The organism is Janthinobacterium kochi (assembly GCF_051380715.1).
Classification (GTDB): Bacteria; Pseudomonadota; Gammaproteobacteria; order Burkholderiales; family Burkholderiaceae_D; genus Janthinobacterium.
Window position 1 is genome coordinate 464,521 of the sequence record NZ_JBNYXO010000001.1, and the last position, 18,355, is coordinate 482,875.

Sequence of the window (18,355 nt, forward strand, 5' to 3'; positions counted from 1 at the left end):
GGCAATCCTCAGTGTCAAATCATTGAATAAAATCATAGTTTATCTATTAATTATTTTAAATGACACTGATGTTTTTCCCGCCAGCGTGCGGCCATCCTGACACACATCGCCCGAGAACCGACCATGAAAGCCATACAACTGACCGCTCCTTCCCTCACCGCGTTTCGCCCGACCGAGCTGCCCGAGCCCCAGGCCGGCCGGGGCGAGGTGCTGCTGCGCCTGCGCGCCGCCACACTCAACTTCCTGGATGTGGCCATTGCGACGGGCAATTTTGCCGGCGCGGCCTTTCCGTTGATCCCCGTCGCCGACGGTGCGGGTGAAGTGGCGGCGCTGGGCGAGGGCGTCAGCGGCCTGGCCGTCGGCGACCGCGTCATTCCGCACTTCATGCCGCACTGGCAGGGCGGCGCCATCACGCCGCACAACGTGGGTGCGATGCGCGGCGTTACCTTGCCGGGCTCGCTGGCCGCGTACGTAGCCGTCCCCGCTGCCAGCCTGGTCGCCTTGCCGGCCCACCTTGATTTTGTCCAGGGCGCGGCGCTGCCCATCGCGGCGACGACGGCCTGGAACGCCGTGCGTTCGGCGCCAGTGCGCCCCGGATCGGTGGTGTTGTTGTTGGGAACGGGCGGCGTCAGCCTCTTTGCCTTGCAGTTCGCCAAGGCGTCGGGCGCCATGGTGATCCTGGCGTCGTCCAGCGATGAAAAGCTGGAACGGGCGCGCCAGTTGGGCGCCGATCACCTGATCAACTACCGGGCCACGCCCGCCTGGGACGTGGAAGTGCTGAAACTGACCGGTGGGCGGGGCGCCGACCTGGTGGTCGAGACGGTGGGCGGCGCCACCATCGTGCGCTCGCTCAATGCGGCGGCGGTGGGCGGAACGGTCTTCACCGTGGGCTTTGTCGGCGGCACGGCCGCCAACATCGACTTGCTGCCCGTCATCGTCAAGGCCTTGCGCATCGTCGGCAACAACACCGGTTCCGTGGCCGATCTGGCGCAGGCGGCGCAGGCCATCGCCGCACATGGCATCGTGCCCGTCATCGACCGCGTGTTCAGCATCGACGACACGGCTGCGGCGTATGCGGAGCTGGCTGCCGGCGGGCGCCACTTCGGCAAGCTTGCCATCGCGCACTGAGGCGGGAGGCCAGGTCTTGCCCGGCGATGGCGCCCGCCACCAGCCGTGGGACGCTCGGCCTCAGGCGGCCACCACCACCTTCACGCCCGCGTCGCACAATACTTCGGCAAAGCGGGCCGGCGGCGGCGCATCCGTAAACAGGATGTCGACTTGCGCCAGGTCGGCCAGGCGCACCAGCGCCTTGCGGCCGAATTTATGCTGGTCGGCCACCAGCCACACTTCGCGCGACTGCTCGATGATGGCTTGCGCCACTTTCACTTCGCGCGCATCGAAGTCGCGCAAGCTGCCGTCTTCGTCGATGCTGGAAATGCCGATGATGCCGATATCGACCTTGAACTGGCGGATGAAGTCGATGGTCGCTTCGCCCACGATGCCGCGGTCGCGCCCGCGCACCACGCCGCCGGCCACGATGACTTCGCAGGCGGCGTTGTCGGCCAGGATGGCGGCCACGTTCAGGTTGTTCGTCACCACATGCAAGCCCGTGTGCCGTCCCAGCGCGCGCGCCACTTCCTCGGTGGTGGTGCCGATATTGATCAGGAGCGAACAGCCTTGCGGCACTTGCGCCGCCACGGCGGTGGCGATGCGCCGCTTGGCTTCGCTGTTGAATACCTGGCGCTGGTTGTAATCGATGTTTTCCACGGACGAGGGCAAGCCCACGCCGCCGTGATAGCGGGCCAGCAGGCGCGCTTCTTCCATTTGCTTGACGTCGCGCCGCACGGTTTGCGGCGTGACGTCGAGTTGCTGGGCCAGTTCCTCGACCGACATGGTGACTTTCTGGCGCACCACTTCAAGCAAGCGGCGCTGGCGGGGATTCAAATTCATGGGCGTGTCTCTTTAAAATTCCACAAACGAACAAAATCGAACAAATATGGGTGAAAACATGTTGCTATGAGTTCGATTTATGGCGTAATCTTATCCATATTGCATTCGTATTACATCCGTATTGATCTTAACCACAGTCGCCGGGTGTGCCTAGTCTTTCTTGGTCGCCTGTCCTTGATAACGATGGAGTCCCGATGGCCTTAGTACAGCAGGGAATCGACGCAGTGCCGGAGTCTGCGATGGAATGCGACCTGCTGGTGGTGGGTGGCGGCATCAATGGCGCCGGCATCGCGCGCGACGCGGCCGGGCGGGGCTTGTCCGTGGTGCTGTGCGAAAAGGACGACCTGGCTGCGCACACCTCGTCCGCGTCCACCAAGCTGATACACGGCGGCCTGCGCTACCTTGAATACTATGAATTCGGCCTCGTGCGCAAGGCGCTGATCGAGCGCGAAGTGCTGCTGCGCTCGGCGCCGCACATCATGTGGCCGCTGCGCTTCGTCATGCCGCACGCGCAGGGCCAGCGCCCGGCCTGGCTGATACGCGCCGGCCTGTTTCTCTACGACATGCTGGCGAAGCGGGAAATCCTGCCAGCCTCGCACGGCATTGACCTTGAGCGCCACGCGGCGGGAAAACCGTTGAAACCCCAGTTCAAGCGCGGCTTCGTATATTCCGACGGCTGGGTCGACGATGCGCGCCTGGTGGTGCTCAATGCCATCGACGCGGCGGACAAGGGCGCGCACGTGTTGACGCAGACGCGCTGCATGGCCCTGCGGCGCGACGGCGCGGGTGCGGACGCTTCCTGGCAGGCGACCCTGCTGCAACGCGATGGACGTGAACTGGCCGTGCGCGCGCGCAGCGTCGTCAATGCGGCGGGGCCGTGGACGGCCGAATTCCTGCAACAGGCAGCGCCCGGCGGACAGGGCCGGCATTTGCGCCTGATCAAGGGGAGTCATATCGTCGTCAAGCGATTGTTCGCGCATGATCATGCGTATATCTTCCAGCATCCGGACGGGCGCATCGTGTTTGCCATTCCGTATGAGCACGATTTCACCTTGATCGGCACCACCGATCTCGACTTCCACGGCGAGCGCGGCAAGGTGGAAATTGATGACGAGGAAATTCGTTACTTGTGCGAGCTTTCCAGTTACTATTTCAGCAAGCCCATCAATCCTGCCGACGTGGTCTGGACGTATGCGGGCGTGCGTCCGCTGGTGGAAGACGCGTCCGCCGACGCCAAGGCCGTCACACGCGATTACCGCTTCGAGCTGGACCAGGAAGGGGCGCCGCTGCTGAGTGTTTTCGGCGGCAAGATCACCACCTTCCGCAAGCTGGCCGAGGAAGCGCTGGATTTGCTGGCGCCCTTGCTGGGCAATACGCGGCCAGCCTGGACGGCCAACGCCTGCCTGCCCGGTGGCGACGTGTTCGGCAGCACGCCGCAGAACCGGTCCGTGCGCGAATTCGGCCAGTTCGTGCAAGGCTTGCAGCGCGAGTACGCGTGGCTGCCGGCGGCGCTGGTGGCGCGCTATGCGCGCGCCTACGGCACGCGCATCCATGTGCTGCTCGATGGGCGCAAGGAGGTGGCGGCCATGGGCGAGGAAATCGCCGCCGGCCTGTACGCGGCGGAAGTGGACTATTTGCGGCGCCATGAATGGGCCGTCAGCGCGGCCGACATCCTGTGGCGGCGCTCCAAGCTGGGCCTGCACCTGCCGCGCGAGACGGCGGGCAGGCTCGATGTGTGGCTGTTGCAGCATCCCGTGTTGCCGTAGGAAGAACACGTTGGCGACCGCGCCCCGCAGAGGGTGCGGCGAAGAATAAGAAACCATCACTGGAGGAGACGCGCGTGCAACTGGTACTGGACAAGATCAGCAGGAAGCAGGGGGCTGACGATTATTTATATCCGATGTCGCTGGCGCTGGTGCCGGGCGCCATCAACGTCTTGCTGGGCACCACGCGTGCCGGCAAGACGACCCTGATGCGCGTGATGGCGGGCCTGGACAAGCCCAGCGGGGGCACCGTTACGGCCGATGGCGTCGATGTGACGGGCGTACCCGTCAGTAAGCGCAACCTGGCCATGGTGTATCAGCAATTCATCAACTATCCGGCTTTTACCGTGTACGACAATATCGCCTCGCCCTTGCGCTTGCGCAAGGTGCCCGAGGAACAGATACGGATGAAAGTGCTGGCGCTGGCCGAACGCCTGCATATCACGCCGTATCTGCAGCGCACGCCGGGAGAACTGTCGGGCGGCCAGCAGCAGCGCACGGCGCTGGGGCGCGCGCTGATCAAGGATGCATCGTTGCTGCTGCTCGACGAGCCATTGGTGAACCTCGACTATAAGCTGCGCGAGGAGTTGCGCCGCGAATTGACGGAACTGTTTTCCAGCGGCAGCACGACGGTCGTGTACGCGACCACGGAACCGCTGGAAGCGCTGCAGCTGGGCGGCCACGTGGCCGTGCTGCACGAGGGACGCTTGTTGCAGCAGGGACCGACACTCGACGTGTTCAACGCCCCCAATTCCATCGCCGTGGCGCGCACCTTCAGCGACCCGCCCATCAACCTGATCCCCGCCCGCGTGGATGCTGCCGGCGTGGCGCAGGCGGCCGATGGCCTGGCGATACACCTGAGCGGCGAACAGCGCGCCCGCCTGGGCGACAGCACGGAGGTGATCCTCGGCGTGCGCGCGCACAGCCTGCATTTATCGCCCCAGTCCGATGGCGACGTGGCCATCGCAGCTACGGTGGACCTGGCGGAAATCAGCGGCTCGGAAACCTATGTGCATGCGCGCCGCGGCGAGCTGGCTCTGGTGGCGCAGCTTGGCGGCGTGCACAACCTGGAGATCGGCAGCGCCTGCACTGTGTATTGCCAGCCGCATGCCTTGCTGATTTTTGCGGACGATGGCGGCCTGCTGTTTGCCCCTGTGCAAGGAGGAGTGTGACATGGCGCGCATCGAACTGGTCGACCTGGCCCACGCCTATAAACCGAACCCGGCGGCACCCGACGACTATGCGCTGCGGCCCATGAGCATGGCGTGGCATGACGGCGGCGCGTATGCCTTGCTGGGGCCGTCTGGCTGCGGCAAGACGACCTTGCTCAATATTATTTCCGGCCTGGTGAAACCGTCGCATGGCAAGGTGTTGTTCGACGGCAAGGATGTCACGCAGCTGCCGACCGAGGCGAGGAATATTGCGCAAGTGTTCCAGTTTCCCGTCATCTACGACACCATGACCGTGCACGACAACCTGGCTTTCCCGCTGCGCAATCGCGGCTGGAAAGAGATCGAGGTGAAAAAGCGCGTGCAGCAGGTGGCGCAGATGCTGGAATTGACGGGCGACTTGAAATTGCGCGCCAGTGGCTTGTCCGTGGACGCCAAGCAAAAGATTTCGCTGGGACGCGGTCTCGTGCGTCCCGACGTGGCGGCCGTGCTGTTCGACGAACCGCTGACGGTGATCGATCCGCACCTGAAATGGCTGTTGCGCAGGAAACTCAAGGAAATCCACCACGAACTCAAATTGTCATTGATCTACGTCACGCACGACCAGGTGGAAGCGCTGACCTTTGCCGACCAGGTGGTCGTCATGACGCAGGGCGAAGTGGTGCAGACGGGCAGCGCGCAAGCGCTGTTCGAGGAACCGGAGCACACGTTTGTCGGCTACTTCATCGGCAATCCGGGCATGAACTTGCTCGATTGCACCCTGGACGATGGCGGCGTGCGCGTGGCGGGGCAGGCACTGGCCGTGACCGCGGCAACCCGCGCGGCCCTGGCTGGCGCGCAAGGCAAGATCACGCTCGGCGTGCGGCCGGAATTCGTCGAATGCCGGCAAGCAGGCGAGGGTGGCGAGGCTACGTTGGATGCCACGGTCACGGCCGTGCGCAACATGGGCACGCATTACCTGGCGGAATTCCAGCTGGGCGGCGCCACGGTGGCGGCCAAGCTGCGCGCCATCGAAGCGGTGCCCGGTGATGCTGTGCGGCTGCGCTTTCCGCCGCAACGCACCCTTTTCTATGTCAACGATAAGCGGGTGGCCTGATGATACATAACGGTAAAACCGATAACAACCGCCGCGCCTGGCTATTGATCTTGCCCGTGCTGCTGTGCGTGGCCTTTTCCGCCATCCTGCCCTTGATGACGGTGGTGAATTATTCCGTGCAGGATATCCTGAGCCCCACGCAAAAGGTGTTTGTGGGCACGGAGTGGTTCCGCATGGTCATGCTGGACGGCGACTTGCACAGCGCCTTGCTGCGCCAACTGCTGTTTTCCGGCTCCGTGCTGGCGATCCAGATTCCGCTGGGCATCTTGATCGCCCTGTGCATGCCGGCCGATGGCTGGAAGGCGTCGCTGGCGCTGGTGCTGATCGCTCTGCCCTTGCTGATTCCCTGGAACGTGGTGGGCACCATCTGGCAAATCTTTGGCCGCGGCGACATCGGCCTGATGGGCTACACCTTGAATCAATTGGGATTTGACTACAATTACAACGGCAACTCGCTCGACGCCTGGCTGACGGTGATGGTGATGGATATCTGGCACTGGACGCCATTGGTCGTGCTGCTGTGCTATGCGGGTCTGCGCGCCATTCCCGACGCGTATTACCAGGCGGCGCGCATCGACGGCGCCTCGCGCCTGGCCGTGTTCCGCTACATCCAGCTGCCGAAACTGCGCAATGTGCTGATGATCGCCGTCTTGCTGCGCTTCATGGACAGTTTCATGATCTACACGGAACCGTTCGTGCTGACGGGCGGCGGGCCGGGCAATGCCACCACGTTCCTGTCGCAATACCTGACGCAAAAGGCCGTGGGCCAGTTCGACCTGGGGCCGGCTTCCGCCTTCTCACTGATCTATTTCCTTATCATCCTGCTGTTCTGCTTTGTGCTGTACACGTGGATGCAGCGCGTCGGCACGGGAGACCAGAAATGATGCACAAGAAAATGAGCAGTGCCATCCTCGTTGCCTTCCTGCTGGCATCCCTGTTGCCCATCTACTGGATGCTCAACATGTCGCTCAAGACCAACGAGGAAATCGTCGGCGTGCTGAGCCTGTGGCCCGAGCAACTGACGTTCGCCAACTACAGAACCATCTTTACGGACCCATCGTGGTACAGCGGCTACCTCAATTCCATGATTTACGTGGCCTTGAATATGGTGATGTCGGTCACGGTGGCCTTGCCGGCCGCGTATGCTTTCTCGCGCTATAACTTCGTCGGCGACAAGCATCTGTTCTTCTGGCTGCTGACCAACCGCATGACGCCGCCCGCCGTCTTTCTCGTGCCCTTCTTCCAGCTGTATTCGACGGTGGGCTTGATGGATACGCATTTGGCCGTGGCGCTGGCACACATGGTCTTCAACGTGCCGCTGGCCGTGTGGATACTGGAAGGTTTCATGTCCGGCGTGCCCAAGGAAATCGACGAGACGGCGTATATCGACGGCTACAGCTTTCCCCGCTTCTTCATCCGCATCTTCTTGCCGATGATTAAGTCGGGCGTGGGCGTGACGGCCTTCTTTTGCTTCATGTTCAGCTGGGTGGAACTGCTGTTGGCGCGCACCTTGACTTCCGTCAATGCCAAGCCGATTGCCGCCACGATGACGCGCACCGTGTCGGCGGCCGGCATGGACTGGGGCGTGCTGGCGGCCGCTGGCGTGCTGACCATCGTGCCCGGCGCGCTGGTGATCTGGTTCGTGCGCCATTACATCGCCAAGGGTTTCGCGATGGGGAGGGTGTGACATGGAAAATACCAGCGATAGCACAGCCAGCCTGTTCGGCTGGATGGCCTGGACGCCGGAAGTGGCCATCTTCTTCATTTGCATCGGCTTGATGCTGGCGGGCATGACGGTGTGGCAAATCCGTTCGGCCAGCATCGCGCGCAAGGGCTTCTTGCCCATGCCGACCACGCGTGGCGACCGTTTGTTCATCGGCTTGCTCACGGCCGCGTATGTCAACCTGGCGTGGGCGGGATTCACGGAAATGCAGCAGGCCATCGGGGCTGTCATCAGTTTTGTACTTTTATTAGTGGTAATGCGTTGGGGGTGAGCCGGCTTGCCGGTGTTGATGGAGGCCGGACCGTCAGCAGGCGGCCGGCAATAAAATAAAAGGAGATTCACGATGAAATTGAAGTTCACGGTCTTCGCGGCTGCGGCCATGCTCGTGTCGAATGCGGCCCTGGCCGACGCCAAACAGGCGCAAACCTGGATCGACAAGGAATTCCAGCCATCCAGCCTGAGCAAGCAGCAACAGCTTGCTGAAATGCAGTGGTTCATCGATGCGGCGGCCAAGCTGAAAGCCAAGGGCATCAAGGAAATTTCCGTGGTCTCGGAAACCATCGATACCCACGTCTACGAATCGAAGACACTGGCCAAGGCTTTCGAGGAAATCACGGGCATCAAGGTGCGCCACGACATCATCCAGGAAGGCGACGTGGTGGAAAAGCTGCAGACGTCGATGCAGTCCGGCAAGAGCATCTATGACGGCTGGATTTCCGATTCTGACTTGATCGGCACGCATTACCGCTACGGCGCCGTCGAACCGCTGTCCGACTACATGGCCGCCAAGGGCAAGGAATTTACCAATCCCGGCCTGGACTTGAAAGATTTCATCGGCATCAGCTTTACCACGGCGCCCGATGGCAAGGTGTATCAATTACCCGACCAGCAATTTGCCAACCTGTACTGGTTCCGTGCCGACTGGTTCGCGCGCAAGGATTTGCAAGCCAAGTTCAAGGCCAAGTATGGTTACGAGCTGGGCGTGCCGCAGAACTGGTCCGCGTATGAAGACATCGCCGAGTTCTTCACGAATGACGTGAAGGAACTGGACGGCAAAAAAGTCTATGGCCACATGGATTACGGCAAGAAAGATCCATCCTTGGGCTGGCGTTTCACCGATGCGTGGCTGTCGATGGCTGGCGCAGCCGACAAGGGCATTCCGAACGGCATGCCGGTCGACGAGTGGGGCATCAAGGTGGCGGCCGACAAGTGCACGCCCGTGGGCGCGTCCATGTCGCGCGGCGGCGCCACCAATTCGCCGGCGGCCGTCTTTGCGCTGACGAAATATATCGACTGGATGAAGAAATACGCGCCGCCGCAGGCGAACGGCATGAATTTCTCGGAATCGGGCCCCGTGCCGGCGCAGGGCGAAATCGCCCAGCAAATCTTCTGGTACACGGCATTTACGGCTGGCATGACGAAACCGGGCTTGCCAGTGGTCAACAAGGACGGCACGCCGAAATGGCGCATGGCACCGTCGCCGCACGGCCCATACTGGAAAGAGGGCATGCAGAATGGCTACCAGGACGTCGGTTCCTGGTTCCTGTTCAAGTCCACGCCGGATGACCGCAAGGCCGCCGCCTGGCTGTACGCGCAATTCGTCACCTCGAAAACCGTGTCGCTGAAGAAATCCATCGTCGGCCTGACTTTCATCCGCGATTCCGATATCCGTCACGATTACTTCACGAAACACGCGAACGAGTACGGCGGCTTGATCGAGTTCTACCGCAGCCCCGCCCGCGTGGCGTGGACGCCGACGGGCAACAACGTGCCCGACTATCCGAAGCTGGCGCAGCTGTGGTGGAAAAACGTGGCCACGGCCATCACGGCGGAAAAAACGCCACAGGCCGCCATGGATAACCTGGCCGAGGAAATGGACCAGGTCATGGCACGCCTGCAGCGGGCGGGCATGAAGGCGTGCGCGCCCAAGCTTAATGCCAAGGGTGACCCGAACCAGTATCTGTCGGACCAGCATGCTCCATGGAAAAAGCTGGCGAATGAAAAGCCGAAGGGTGAAACGATTGCCTACGATAAATTATTGCAGGCGTGGAAAGAAGGCAAGGTAAGGTAGTCGTGTAAACTTCTGCCGCCGTTGTCCCGGGGCACGGGTGCTTGCCCGTGCCTCTTCACTGTATAGACGTAGTAGCGACCATGACCAGATACATACTTGCTTTAGACCAGGGCACCACCAGTTCGCGCGCGATCCTGTTTGACCATGCTGGCCGGCCGCACGCCAGCGCGCAGCAGGAATTCCGCCAGATATTTCCCCAGCCAGGCTGGGTCGAACACGACGCGGGTGAAATCTGGGCCTCGCAAGAGGGCGTGCTGCACCAGGTGCTGCGCGACAGCGGCGTAGCCGCATCCGAGGTGGCTGCCATCGGCGTGACCAACCAGCGTGAAACGACGGTGCTGTGGGACCGCGCCACGGGCGAGCCCGTCGCTAACGCCATCGTCTGGCAAGACCGCAGAAATGCGGCTTACTGCGAGCAACTGGTCGAGCAGGGCAAGGCAGACTTGATCCAGCGCAAGACGGGTCTCGTGCTGGACGCCTATTTTTCCGCCACCAAACTCAAATGGCTGCTCGACAACGTGCCAGGTGCCCGCGCGCGCGCCGAGCGGGGCGAATTGGCCTTCGGCACGGTCGACAGCTGGCTGATCTACAAGATGAGCGGCGCCCACTTGACGGACACGAGCAACGCGGCGCGCACCATGCTGTTCAATATCCATACTCTGCAATGGGACACGGATCTGCTGGCGCTGCTCGACATTCCCGCCTCGCTGCTGCCCGACGTCGTGCCATCGAGCGGCGTGGCGGCGCACACGCATGCGGCACTGCTGGGCATATCCGTTCCCATTGCCGGCATCGCGGGCGACCAGCAGGCCGCCACGTTTGGCCAGGCGTGTTTGAAACCGGGCATGGCGAAGAATACTTACGGCACGGGCTGCTTCATGCTGATGAACGTGGGCAAGCGCCCCTTGCCCTCGAAAAACCGGTTGTTGACGACGGTGGGTTGGAGCCTGGGCACGGGCAGCGACAAGACCGATTATTTGCTCGAAGGCAGCGCCTTTATCGCGGGCGCGGCCGTGCAGTGGATGCGCGATGGGCTGGGCATCATCCGCGACGCGTCCGAAGTGGAAGCGCTGGCCACCAGCGTGCCCGATTCGGGCGGCCTGGTTTTCGTGCCCGCGTTCGCGGGCCTGGGTGCGCCGTACTGGGACCCGTACGCGCGCGGCACCCTGATCGGCATCACGCGCGGCACGGGCAAGGCGCACATCGCGCGCGCGGCATTGGAGGGCGTGGCCTACCAGAACGTGGACGTCTTGTCCGCCATGCAGGATGACGCGGGCATCGCCTTGAGCGAGCTGCGCGTGGACGGCGGCGCGGCGCGCAACGACATGCTGATGCAGTTCCAGGCCGATATCTTGAATGTGCCCGTGGTGCGTCCCGTGGTGACGGAAACGACGGCCCTGGGCGCCGCCTACCTGGCGGGCCTGGCCGTGGGTTTCTGGGAATCGCAGGAAGAGATCGCCGCCCAGTGGCAGGTGGGGCGCCGTTTCGAACCGGCCATGGCGGCCGACGAGCGCTTGAGCCGGCTGCACAAGTGGCAGCGCGCCGTGGAACGCTCGCGCGACTGGAGCGAGTAAGTTGGGAAAAAGCCGGGGAATCAGCGGGAATCAGGGCCGCGCGAAATATACGGCGTAGCCCAGCGTTTCGCGCGGCACGGAATACAGGTCGCGCAGTTCAAAATACGGCGCGTGCACCTGGCCGCTGACATCGATGCCGGCCCGCTCCAAAGCCAGCCGGAAGCGAGGCACATGAAAATATTGCGTGGCGACCATGGCTGTCTTCCAGCCGTGCTGGCGCATGAGAAACGCCGCGTTGCGGGCCGTGGCGTCCGTGGTCCAGCCTTGATTATCCTCGATGATGGCGCCGGCCGGCACACCGCGTGACTGCAGGTAGCGGGCCATAGCTGCGGCCTCGTCAAAACCTTCCTTGCCCGTCGCCCCGCTGACGAGGATGTGCGGCGCCCTGTGTTCCTGGAACTGTTTCAGGGCCACATCGAGCCGCGCCTGCAGGCGGGGGCTGGGCGTGCCATCGGGTAGGATTGTATTGCCGGGCACGACGATCACGTCGGCGGGGGCCAGCTGGTCGTTGAGTCCCGCCAGCATCAGCGCGGCGGTGGCCAGCAGGAAAACAGCAACAGCGCTTGAACCGAGCACAGTTATTTTTCGCATCGTTCATCATCGAGTAAGGAATGGACGCATGATACCCGTCCATTCCTGCCAGCGTCAGTTTTCCTGCGCCTTGCGCGCGCGCTGGTTCGACAGATAAATATTATCCTTTTCCAGTGGCTTGCCTTCGCGCACGGCATCGAGCCAGTCCTCGGTGCTGACGACGGCGGCGAAATTCGAATGAAACACGCTACTGAAGACGCGGTGGATTTCCTCGGCGCTGGCCGTGCCGCCCGCATTGGCGTAGGGCAGGGTGCCGGTGGCGTCCTGCAGGAATTCGACTTGCAAGCCGTCGTGCGCGGCGTGGTAGATGGTGGCGGCGTCGCAGTTGTGCGTCATGTAGCCGATCACCGTCAATGTGTCGATGCCGTGGCCTTCCAGCCAGGCGCGCAAGTCCGTGCCCGCAAAGGCGCTGCCCATGGTCTTGTTGATGCGGTGGTCGGCAGCAAAGGAGGCCACTTGCGGATGCAATTGCCAGCCATTGCTGCCCCTGGCGAAGATTGGGGAGGCTTCCGGCGCATCGTGCTGGACGACGATCACGGGCACGCCGGCGGCGCGGGCGGCAGCCATGGCGGTGACGATATTCGGCAGCGAGATGTCGACGGACGGGTATTCGATGGGCATGTCGCCCGTGAAGTATTCATTTTGTACATCGATGACGAGCAGGGCGCGGCGCGGCGCGGTGGAAATTTCGGTGGACATGGGTTCTCCTGGAACGGTTGAAAGAGGAAGGGCTTCCCCGATACAGCCATTCTCGGCCCGCGCGGTGCAAACAAAAAGTGGCCTGAAGGCCGATATGCGATAAAATCGGGCCATGCCTATTTCTCCTGCATCTTCCGCTTCCCTGAGCGTGGCCGTGATCGCCTTCGACGGCATGACGCCATTTCACTTGTCCGTGCCTTGCCTCGTGTTTGGCGCCCAGACGGACGAGGCCGATCTACCGCCTTTCCATGTGCGCGTGTGCGCCGCCGATCCCGCACCCTTGCGCACGGCGGCCGGCTTCGGCATCACGCCCGAGTTCGGACTGGAAGGATTGGAGGGGGCCGATATCGTCATCATGCCGGCCTGGCACGACGATTGCCGCGACGCGCCGGTGCCCCTGGTCGCGGCGCTGCAGGCAGCCAGCCGGCGCGGTGCGCGCATGGTGGGCCTGTGTCTGGGCGCGTTTCCCCTGGCGCAGGCAGGCTTGTTGAATGGCAAGAGCGCGGCCACGCACTGGGGCATGGCGGACCGGCTGGCGGCCCGTTATCCCAAGGTCAGGGTGGACCGGGAAGTGCTGTACGTGGACGATGGCGGCGTGCTGACGTCGGCCGGCGTGGCGGCCGGCCTCGATTGTTGCTTGTATTTACTGCGCCAGCTGGCCGGCGCCGAGGTGGCCAACCGGGTGGCGCGCCGCCTGCTGGTGGCGCCGCACCGCCAGGGCGGGCAGGCGCAATTCATCGAGCGCCCGCTACCCGTATCCGGCAGCGAAGGGCGTTTTGCCGAAGTGCTCGCTTGCGTGACGGCCAACCTGGGCATGGCGCACAGCATCGACGCGCTGGCCGAGCGGGCTGCCATGAGCCGGCGCAATTTTACGCGCCATTTCCGCCAGGCCATGGGCACGTCGTTCAAGCAGTGGCTGCTGAACCAGCGCCTGGCGCATGCGCAAGGTTTGCTGGAAAAGAGTGCGGCGTCGATCGATGTCGTGGCGCAAGAAGCCGGCTTCGGCACGGCCCTGTCGCTGCGCCAGCATTTCCGCGCAAGCCTGCAGACGTCGCCCTCGGCGTATCGCAAGCTGTTCCGGCAGCAATCAGGCCAGGTCGGGCAGCCATAGCGTCGAGGTGTCCCGGCTACCGTTGGCCAGCTTCTCGCTGACGGCGATTTGCCGCGCAATGAAGGCGGCCGGCTCGAAGGCGTAGCGCTCCTGGAAGGACACGGTTTCCGCGCTCATCAGTTCCGCATACGTTTGCATCAGGGTCGAGGCGCAACGGTAGTTGCCGTGCGCCAGATAGGTATCGATGGCGGCCAGCAGCACGGGATAATCCCCGTTTTCCTTGCTGCCGCCAAAGTTGAACGATAACTGCTTGCAGGCGCGCCAGATGGGGTCAGGTTCTTCCTCCGGCACCGCCTGCCTGCGCAGCCATTGCAAGGCCTTGAGTGGCGGGCCGCCAAATGACGGTGGCGAAATGAGCGCCTGGATGGCTACCTTGACGGCTGCATCGATTCGTCCCGCGCGCACATACTGGCCATGCAGCAGCACCAGGGCATCCGTATATTCGGGCACGATGGCCAGCGCCGCTTCCAGCAGGGCGATGGCCGCGTCCGGGTTGCGTTGCGCGATCTGTTCCTTGGCTTCCAGAAAGGCGGCGCGCGGTGAAGCGGGGTCGTCGGCCAGCGATGGCGTGGCGACGTACTCGTCCTCCGCAGCCGCATGGGCGTGCAAAAACGCCGGCAGGCTGGAAAAGTGCGGCTGGATACGCCACTCGTCGTGCCAGGTTTCGACGACGATCGGTTCGGATGCTTCGCGGCCGATGGGCCAGTACAGGCCGAAGGTGTCGCCATTGCCCAGCGCGCCTTCGGAAAACGGGGTGAAGCCGAGCGGTGGGTACGCTGTCGTGTGTCGCCAGTCCTGGTCTGTCGAGATGTGCGCGAGGCTTGCGGGTAATTGCATGGGGGCACCGGAAGAGAAAGCGCCAGTGTAGAACAAGCGGACGCGACGGGCGCGTCCGCGTGGCTTGCTTGTGCGACCTACTTGCGCGGCTCGTGTATCCGGAATTTCCTGACGACGCCCGCCTGGTCGAACATGACTGCCACTTCGCGCGTGCCTTTTTCGCCCAGCAACGGGATCAGCCGCGTCACCTTGGGCGCTTGCAGCTGGTTCTTGTAGACCCAGACTTCATAGCCGGGATCGAAGCTGACGACGGTGGCGTTGCCCAGCGCCGCGTCGAGGTCGAGGCGGGTGGTCTTGCCTACCGTGATGTTTTGATAGATGGCGCCGTTGGCCGGCGCGCGGTTGACCTTGTATTCACTGGCGGTGCACATGGCCACGGCCAGGCCCGCGAGGCAGGAAGCTGCCAGTTTTATCAATGTGTTCATATGGACTCCCAGTGTGCATCACTGCTTCCAATCTCAGAGGGGACGGGCGTGATGTCAGGATGGGAGTGTGCTTGCGTCGCCACGAATGTGCTACAAGATTATACAAAGGCGCAGGCTTCGATGCCGCCGGTACTGATTGGCAGTACTTTTACCGGCTCTGCAAGACGTCGGTCGAGAGCGCCAGGGTTTCCTTGATTTCTTCCATCACCACATAGCTCTTCGATTGCGCGGCCCCCGGCAGCTGCAACAGCATGTCGCCCAGCAGCTTGCGGTATTCGGCCATTTCATGGATGCGCGCCTTGATCAGGTAGTCGAAATCGCCCGACACCAGATGGCATTCCTGCACTTCGGGAATTTGCAGCACTTCGCGGCGGAATTGCTCGAAGGCGGACGCCGATTTTTGATTGAGCGTAATCTCCACAAAGACGAGCAGCTTGGCGCCCAGCGCGGCCGGGTTCACCTTGGCATGGTAGCCCGTGATGACGCCGTCGCGCTCCATGCGCTTGACCCGCTCGATGCAGGGCGTGATGGACAGGCCCACTTGTTCACCCAGGTCTTTCATCGAGATGCGGCCATCCTGTTGCAGGATGCGCAGGATGTGGCGGTCCAGCTTGTCGAGGCCACGTGCCGATTCTTTAAGGATTCTCATGATTTATTGCTGAATATCTCGATTTATACGTGAACAAATACTGGCTCTTTCCCAATATGATAGCGGTTAATCTGGCACTAGCCTAAAAAAATATAATGAGGAAACTATGCGTATCGTGATTCTGGGTAGCGGCGTCATCGGCGTCACCAGTGCTTACTATCTGGCCAAGGCAGGACATGAGGTGACCGTCATCGACCGCCAGCCGGGCCCGGCACTGGAAACCAGCTTCGCGAATGCTGGGCAAATCTCGCCCGGCTACGCTTCGCCATGGGCCGCGCCCGGCATTCCCCTGAAAGCCGTGAAGTGGATGATGCAGCGCCACGCGCCGCTGGCCATCTCGCTCGACGGCAGCGCCGCCCAGCTGAAATGGATGTGGCAGATGTTGCGTAATTGCACACCGGAAGCGTATGCCGTGAACAAGGAACGCATGGTGCGCCTGGCCGAGTACAGCCGCGACTGCTTCAAGGTGCTGCGCGCCGAGGCGGGCATCACGTATGAAGGCCGCCAGCAAGGCACGATGCAATTGTTCCGCACTGAAAAGCAATACAACGACGCCGCCAAGGATATCGAAGTGCTCAAGGATGCAGGCGTGCCGTATGAAGTGCTGCAGCGCAACGAGCTGTCGCGCGCCGAACCGGCCCTGGAAGCGGTCAAGGATAAACTGTTCGGCGGCTTGCGCCTGCCCAACGATGAAACGGGCGATTGCCAGCTGTTTACCACGCGCCTGTCGGAAATGGCCGTGGCGCTGGGCGTGAAGTTCCGCTATGGCGTGTCCATCGACGCGTTGCTGACGCAGGGCGATGAAATCGCTGGCGTGCAGTGCGGCGCGGAAATCGTCAAGGCCGATTCCTATGTGGTGGCGCTGGGTTCCTACTCGACGGGCTTCATGAAGCCGCTGCTGAACATTCCCGTGTATCCGCTGAAGGGCTATTCGATCACCGTGCCTATCGTCAACGCGGCCAAGGCGCCCGTGTCGACCATCCTCGATGAAACCTACAAGATTGCCGTCACGCGTTTCGACGACCGCATCCGCGTGGGTGGCATGGCGGAAATCGCCGGCTACAACCTGGACCTGAATCCGCGCCGCCGTGAAACCCTGGAAATGGTCGTCAACGACCTGTTTCCCGGCGGTGGCAACACGATGGATGCCACCTTCTGGACGGGCTTGCGCCCGATGACGCCGGACGGCACGCCGATAGTCGGCCGCACGCCGCTGCGCAACCTGTTCCTGAACACGGGCCACGGCACCCTGGGCTGGACCATGTCCTGCGGTTCGGCGCAATTGCTGGCCGACCTGATGTCGTCGAAACAGCCGGCCATTTTGGCAGACGACCTGTCCGTCAGCCGCTACAGCGGCGCGCAGGCCAATGGCAAACTGCAACACGCGGTGGCCTGAGATGGCGGCCAGCATGCCTCCAAAGGAACGTAGCGGCGCCATCCTGACGGTGGATCTGGACGCCGTGCGCGCCAACTACCGCTTGCTGCGCGACAAGGCGCACCCGGCCGCCTGTTCGGCCGTGGTGAAGTCCGACGCGTATGGCCTCGGCGCCGCACAAGTGGGCGCGGCCCTGTATGAAGAGGGTTGCCGCCATTTCTTCGTGGCCCACCTGGAAGAGGGCATCAGCCTGCGCCCGCACGTGGCGCCGGATGCGGAGATCTTCGTGCTGCACGGCCCGCCCGTTGATACGGAAGGCGAATTCACGGCCCATGGCTTGATACCTGTGCTCAACAGCGAGCCGCAGGTAGCGGGCTGGCGCAAGCATGCAGCAGCGCTGGGCACCACCCTGAACGCCATCGTGCAGGTTGACAGCGGCATGTCGCGCATGGGCTTGTCGCCGCGCGAAATCGATGGCTGGCTGCTGGACCCGCACTTTCTTGATGGCATCAAAGTACGCTACATCATGAGCCACCTGGCGTGCGCCGACGAGCGCAACAACCCCATGAATGGCGAGCAACTGGCCCGTTTCATCGCCATCCGCGCCCGTTTGCCGCAGTACCGCGCCAGCCTGGCCAATTCCTCGGGCATCTTCCTGTCGCCCGACTATCACTTCGACCTGGTGCGCCCCGGTGCTGCCCTGTACGGCATCGCGCCGCAGGGCGACGCGCCCAATCCCCTGCAATCGGTAGTGCGCCTGCAAGGCAAAGTACTGCAAACGCGCACGATCGCCGCCGGCGACCACGTGGGCTACAGCCGCCGCTACACGGCCAGCGAGCCGCGCCAGGTGGCCACCGTCTCCGTCGGCTATGCCGATGGCTGGCTGCGCAGCATGAGCAACCAGGGCCTGGCCGTCGTCGATGGCGTAAAAGTGCCGCAGATCGGCGCCATCTCGATGGATTCCATCACGCTGGACGTGAGCGCCATCGCCCAGGAGCGCGTGGTGCCGGGCAGCCTGGTCGACCTGATCTGCGCCGAACACCCGGTCGACGCCGTGGCGGCCATGGCCAATACCATCGGCTATGAGGTATTGACGAACCTGGGCGGGCGCTATTACCGCGAATACCGAGGGCTGGCACGTTAGCGCACCTGCCAACACGCCCATGGCGTTGTTGCCTTGCCTTGCCGTACATTCGTACTGTCTTCGGCAAGGCGCCTAGCCCTGAGCATTTTTTCAGGCGCGCTGGTTTCGCACGCCAAGCAGCGCGAAACCGATGATTGTGTGGCAAGATAGCCCTGGCGTGAGCTTCACTCCAGGGCTT

General features: G+C 62.8%; 18 protein-coding genes. 12 read left to right on the plus strand and 6 right to left on the minus strand.

Features of this window, described 5'->3' with window-relative positions:
* The first annotated feature begins 123 nt into the window (after nucleotides 1–123).
* Nucleotides 124–1,128, plus strand: a complete 1,005-nt coding sequence (locus ACQ4WL_RS02190) for a zinc-dependent alcohol dehydrogenase family protein (RefSeq protein ID WP_436507767.1) — start codon at nucleotides 124–126, stop codon at nucleotides 1,126–1,128.
* 60 nt (nucleotides 1,129–1,188) lie between these two features.
* Here ACQ4WL_RS02190 and ACQ4WL_RS02195 read toward each other — a convergent pair whose 3' ends face one another.
* A complete protein-coding gene (locus tag ACQ4WL_RS02195) occupies nucleotides 1,189–1,950 on the minus strand; it encodes a DeoR/GlpR family DNA-binding transcription regulator (RefSeq protein WP_436507768.1) in 762 nt (253 codons plus the stop codon).
* Between the two features lie 194 nt (nucleotides 1,951–2,144).
* Here ACQ4WL_RS02195 and glpD point away from each other — a divergent pair, with 194 nt between their 5' ends.
* The 8 genes from glpD to glpK all read left to right on the plus strand — a co-directional run bounded on the left by glpD (nucleotide 2,145) and on the right by glpK (nucleotide 11,346).
* Nucleotides 2,145–3,716 carry a glycerol-3-phosphate dehydrogenase gene (gene glpD, locus ACQ4WL_RS02200; protein ID WP_436507769.1) on the plus strand — a complete coding sequence of 524 codons (1,572 nt, stop codon included), beginning with the start codon at nucleotides 2,145–2,147 and terminating at the stop codon, nucleotides 3,714–3,716.
* Between the two features lie 74 nt (nucleotides 3,717–3,790).
* Nucleotides 3,791–4,885: an ABC transporter ATP-binding protein gene (locus ACQ4WL_RS02205; protein WP_436507770.1), complete on the plus strand. Its 1,095-nt coding sequence runs from the start codon at nucleotides 3,791–3,793 to the stop codon at nucleotides 4,883–4,885.
* A gap of 1 nt (nucleotide 4,886) precedes the next feature.
* The gene (locus ACQ4WL_RS02210) at nucleotides 4,887–5,978 is read left to right on the plus strand and encodes an ABC transporter ATP-binding protein (protein WP_436507771.1); all 1,092 of its coding nucleotides are present in this window, start codon (nucleotides 4,887–4,889) and stop codon (nucleotides 5,976–5,978) included.
* The gene (locus tag ACQ4WL_RS02215) at nucleotides 5,978–6,862 is read left to right on the plus strand and encodes a carbohydrate ABC transporter permease (RefSeq protein WP_034754965.1); all 885 of its coding nucleotides are present in this window, start codon (nucleotides 5,978–5,980) and stop codon (nucleotides 6,860–6,862) included. The genes ACQ4WL_RS02210 and ACQ4WL_RS02215 overlap by 1 nt, the downstream gene beginning before the upstream one ends.
* Nucleotides 6,859–7,665: a carbohydrate ABC transporter permease gene (locus tag ACQ4WL_RS02220; protein WP_436507772.1), complete on the plus strand. Its 807-nt coding sequence runs from the start codon at nucleotides 6,859–6,861 to the stop codon at nucleotides 7,663–7,665. Before ACQ4WL_RS02215 ends, ACQ4WL_RS02220 begins: the two co-directional genes overlap by 4 nt.
* Before the next feature lies 1 nt (nucleotide 7,666).
* Entirely contained in the window at nucleotides 7,667–7,972 is a 306-nt protein-coding gene (locus tag ACQ4WL_RS02225; RefSeq protein ID WP_436507773.1) for a DUF2160 domain-containing protein, read from the plus strand.
* 72 nt (nucleotides 7,973–8,044) lie between these two features.
* Nucleotides 8,045–9,772 carry an ABC transporter substrate-binding protein gene (locus ACQ4WL_RS02230; RefSeq protein ID WP_436507774.1) on the plus strand — a complete coding sequence of 576 codons (1,728 nt, stop codon included), beginning with the start codon at nucleotides 8,045–8,047 and terminating at the stop codon, nucleotides 9,770–9,772.
* 80 nt (nucleotides 9,773–9,852) lie between these two features.
* A complete protein-coding gene (gene glpK, locus ACQ4WL_RS02235) occupies nucleotides 9,853–11,346 on the plus strand; it encodes a glycerol kinase GlpK (protein WP_436507775.1) in 1,494 nt (497 codons plus the stop codon).
* Between the two features lie 30 nt (nucleotides 11,347–11,376).
* Here the strand turns inward: glpK and ACQ4WL_RS02240 are convergent, their stop codons facing one another.
* Both ACQ4WL_RS02240 and ACQ4WL_RS02245 read right to left on the minus strand, forming a co-directional pair.
* On the minus strand, nucleotides 11,377–11,937 hold the full coding sequence (locus ACQ4WL_RS02240) for a YdcF family protein (protein WP_436507777.1): 561 nt from the start codon (nucleotides 11,935–11,937) through the stop codon (nucleotides 11,377–11,379).
* Nucleotides 11,938–11,991: 54 nt separating this feature from the next.
* Entirely contained in the window at nucleotides 11,992–12,636 is a 645-nt protein-coding gene (locus ACQ4WL_RS02245) for a cysteine hydrolase family protein (protein WP_436507778.1), read from the minus strand.
* 142 nt (nucleotides 12,637–12,778) lie between these two features.
* On the opposite strand from ACQ4WL_RS02245, the gene ACQ4WL_RS02250 reads away from it, so the two are divergent.
* The gene (locus ACQ4WL_RS02250; protein WP_436508342.1) at nucleotides 12,779–13,747 is read left to right on the plus strand and encodes a GlxA family transcriptional regulator; all 969 of its coding nucleotides are present in this window, start codon (nucleotides 12,779–12,781) and stop codon (nucleotides 13,745–13,747) included.
* Here ACQ4WL_RS02250 and ACQ4WL_RS02255 read toward each other — a convergent pair.
* The 3 genes from ACQ4WL_RS02255 to ACQ4WL_RS02265 all read right to left on the minus strand — a co-directional run bounded on the left by ACQ4WL_RS02255 (nucleotide 13,724) and on the right by ACQ4WL_RS02265 (nucleotide 15,658).
* Nucleotides 13,724–14,584, minus strand: a complete 861-nt coding sequence (locus ACQ4WL_RS02255; protein ID WP_436507780.1) for a tetratricopeptide repeat protein — start codon at nucleotides 14,582–14,584, stop codon at nucleotides 13,724–13,726. The two genes, ACQ4WL_RS02250 and ACQ4WL_RS02255, sit on opposite strands and share 24 nt — an antisense overlap.
* A gap of 77 nt (nucleotides 14,585–14,661) precedes the next feature.
* Complete coding sequence (locus ACQ4WL_RS02260; RefSeq protein ID WP_436507782.1) at nucleotides 14,662–15,009, minus strand: hypothetical protein; 348 nt, start codon at nucleotides 15,007–15,009, stop codon at nucleotides 14,662–14,664.
* A gap of 148 nt (nucleotides 15,010–15,157) precedes the next feature.
* Nucleotides 15,158–15,658: an Lrp/AsnC ligand binding domain-containing protein gene (locus tag ACQ4WL_RS02265; RefSeq protein WP_034754979.1), complete on the minus strand. Its 501-nt coding sequence runs from the start codon at nucleotides 15,656–15,658 to the stop codon at nucleotides 15,158–15,160.
* 106 nt (nucleotides 15,659–15,764) lie between these two features.
* Between ACQ4WL_RS02265 and ACQ4WL_RS02270 the strand changes: the two genes are divergently transcribed.
* Together ACQ4WL_RS02270 and alr are read left to right on the plus strand one after the other, a co-directional pair.
* On the plus strand, nucleotides 15,765–17,054 hold the full coding sequence (locus ACQ4WL_RS02270) for a D-amino acid dehydrogenase (protein WP_436507784.1): 1,290 nt from the start codon (nucleotides 15,765–15,767) through the stop codon (nucleotides 17,052–17,054).
* 13 nt (nucleotides 17,055–17,067) lie between these two features.
* Nucleotides 17,068–18,177, plus strand: a complete 1,110-nt coding sequence (gene alr, locus ACQ4WL_RS02275) for an alanine racemase (RefSeq protein ID WP_436507785.1) — start codon at nucleotides 17,068–17,070, stop codon at nucleotides 18,175–18,177.
* Nucleotides 18,178–18,355: the final 178 nt, after the last annotated feature.